We start from the raw sequence: 2,609 nt of genomic DNA, 5'->3' as shown, positions 1-2,609 counted from the left end.
ACAAAATTACAGGGCGCTTATCCAATGATGAAAAGTCGTGCGAGCTATCAGTCAGCATATAACAAACAAAGCCACTCGGACGTTAAAACCGCTGCGCGGTTTTGACGCCGGTGCTTGAGGCGTTATGCCTTACCAATGACTATGAAATATTTCTTAACTTGTCTATTGCTACTTTTTGTTTCTGGATGCGCTGGTGGTCATTACTACGTACGTGATGATGATCCTAATCGTACAATGAAAACTCTGTATAAGGATGAGCAGCTCTGGATAGCAATCAATCCAATGAACGGCCGCTCTTCCTTGTTGATGTTTGCTGCTAGAAGCGATGATAAAGATATATCTGTTACAGTCGATTCTGTTACTCTCACGATTCAAGGTGACGATAATTATGTTAGGCCAACCAAATCCACGTTTTACCCAAAGCTAATCACCCTTACAAAAGGGCAGATGTATTCTATGGTGGCAACTTACAACTTCATAGCTCCGCCTGATGTAATTAACGCTCATATAACGCTTATCGCTAAATCGGGCGGTCAGGAAATATCAATTGATGAGACAATCAACCTAAACATTGTAGAGTATGGTTTTTGGGGTGCCCTAATGAGCATCTAGGCATAACAAAAAGCTGCACCTGACAAATATTGCTACGCTCGTTTTTGTGTATGTCGCGTAGCTCCACTTTACACAAAAATGCTCTCCACAACATTTGCAGGTGAGCTTGGCGTTATGTTGCCGGTCGGTAAAAATTATCATCGGTGCCTGTGGGAAATTTTCGCACTGGTTTAGGGTTCAGCATCGAGCTACTTGGCCGTTCCGGGATCAAGAAGTTTCGTTCCTTGAGCGTTCTCTCCAGTTCGGTAGAGGTGGCTAGTCCACTGCTGTATCGTGGGTTGCCATTAAGTAAATAATTTGGTGGGGGAAGTGCGGTATTCTTCCCTCGTTTTAATCGGGCAGTGGCCAGCCAAGCCGTGGCTGGCAGCGTGCCGGTAGCGGGTGTCCAGTGCGGCACCTATAACCAAGCTAGGCAGGTTCGCCCAGCCGATGGCTGGGCTGGACAGCCTACGCTGCGCTCCGGCTGCCCCTGCTAGCGGCGTTATGTTGCCCGGCGGTAAAAATTATCGTCGGTGCCTGCGGGTAATCTTTCGCACTGGTTTAGCGGCCAGCAATTAGCAGCTTGGCTATTCCAGGCTCAAGCAGTTTCGCTCCTGGAGCGTTCTCTCTGGTTCGGTAGGGCTGGCTAGTCCGCTGCAGTATCGTGGAGTGCCATTAAGTTAATAATTGGGTGGGGGAAGTGCGGTATTCTTTCCTCGTAATTTCGGGCGCTGGCCAGCCAATCCGTGGCTGGCAAAGTGCTAGTAGTCGGTCCGGAGCGCGTCAGCCATAACCAAGCTAGGCAGGTTCGCCCAGCCGGTGGCTGGGCTGGACAGCCTACGCTGCGCTTCGGCTGCCCCTGCTAGCGGCGTTAGAATTTTGGGAGAGTTATGGAGAACATAACAGAAGAACAAGTGCTTCAAAGAGCGGCTTGCTTAGCCGATGAAGACCCCAGCCATACATACCATAAGTCTTATAAGTATTTTGTTTCGTATTTCTTCGATAAGCCATGCTTAACAGAATCTGATTTGGTTGTAGGTGCTAACTTTACTTACGGATGGATGCCTACAATTTTAAACTTTAAAAGCACCGAGTTTGAACGCGCTGTCACAATCATCAACAAGGCCAAGGGGGCAGAAAGAATAACCGATGATGAGATTCTTATCTTAAAAAGGCTTATCAACAATTCCTTGGTGGGCGTTTCAAAATTGCTTCACTTCATAAACCCAGATGTTTACGCAATATGGGATAGTAGAGTTTGTAACTTTCTTACAGGAAAGTCACACAAACAGAAGGTTGAGAATACAAGCCTATTTTGGTCATACCTCGACCTTTGTCAGCGCGTAATGAAACATTCGAAATTTGATGAAATTCACAAGTCATTTATTGAAAAGATAGGCTACGAAGTATCGCCCATGAGAACACTTGAGCAAATCATGTTCATAAATAGCAATGAGCCACTGCAATAAGAACTCTAACAAGGCCAGCCAGAGGGACTGCCAAACCGCCGCTTCGCTCTGGTTTGTCAGCCCCTGCTGGCGGCGTTATGTTGCCGGGCGGTAAAAATTCTTGCCGGTACCAGTGTGTAGTTTTTCGCACTTTTTAGTTAGTGTCCGGCATCTGGTAGTTTTGATGCCGCATATCCAAGCAGTTCCGTTCCTAGCGTGTCCGTTCGTGTTCGGTAGATGTGGCTAGTCCGCTACCGTATCGTGGAGTGCCACTAAGTGAATAAATGGGTCGGGGAGATTCGGTATTCTTCCCTCGTAATATTGGGGGGCCAGCCAACCCGTGGCTGGCAAAGTGCTAGTAGTTGGCGGGAGCGCGGCAGCCATAACCAGGCTAGGCAGGCTCGCCCAGCCGGTGGCTGGGCTGGACAGCCTACGCTGTGCTTCGGCTGCCCCTGCTAGCGGCGTTATGTTGCCGGGCGGTAAAAATTGTTGTTGGTGCAAGCGGGTAATATTTTTCACTGTTTTAGCGTCCAGCAATGAGCAGCTTCGCCATTCCGGACGAGAGCAGTT

The 2,609-nt window shown here is 48.4% G+C and carries 2 protein-coding genes; both read left to right on the top strand.

The genetic code is table 11. The features are described from left to right. Nucleotides 1–135 precede the first annotated feature (135 nt). Nucleotides 136–612 (top strand): hypothetical protein, encoded by a 477-nt coding sequence (locus ABEA58_RS14145; RefSeq protein ID WP_345552535.1) that lies wholly within the window; start codon nucleotides 136–138, stop codon nucleotides 610–612. Nucleotides 613–1,481: 869 nt separating this feature from the next. Continuing rightward, nucleotides 1,482–2,060: a hypothetical protein gene (locus ABEA58_RS14140; protein WP_345552533.1), complete on the top strand. Its 579-nt coding sequence runs from the start codon at nucleotides 1,482–1,484 to the stop codon at nucleotides 2,058–2,060. Nucleotides 2,061–2,609: the final 549 nt, after the last annotated feature.

The sequence above is a fragment of the Microbulbifer aestuariivivens genome, assembly GCF_039545115.1.
GTDB classification, from domain to species: Bacteria; Pseudomonadota; Gammaproteobacteria; order Pseudomonadales; family Cellvibrionaceae; genus Microbulbifer; species Microbulbifer aestuariivivens.
The sequence above is the reverse complement of the archived record's forward strand: the minus strand, read 5'-3'. Positions and strand labels throughout refer to the sequence as shown.

Excerpts from the sequence above, each read along its gene's own strand:
- ABEA58_RS14145 (WP_345552535.1), top strand. The coding sequence starts at position 136 with ATGACTATGAAATATTTCTTAACTTGTCTATTGCTACTTTTTGTTTCT.
- ABEA58_RS14140 (WP_345552533.1), top strand. The coding sequence starts at position 1,482 with ATGGAGAACATAACAGAAGAACAAGTGCTTCAAAGAGCGGCTTGCTTA.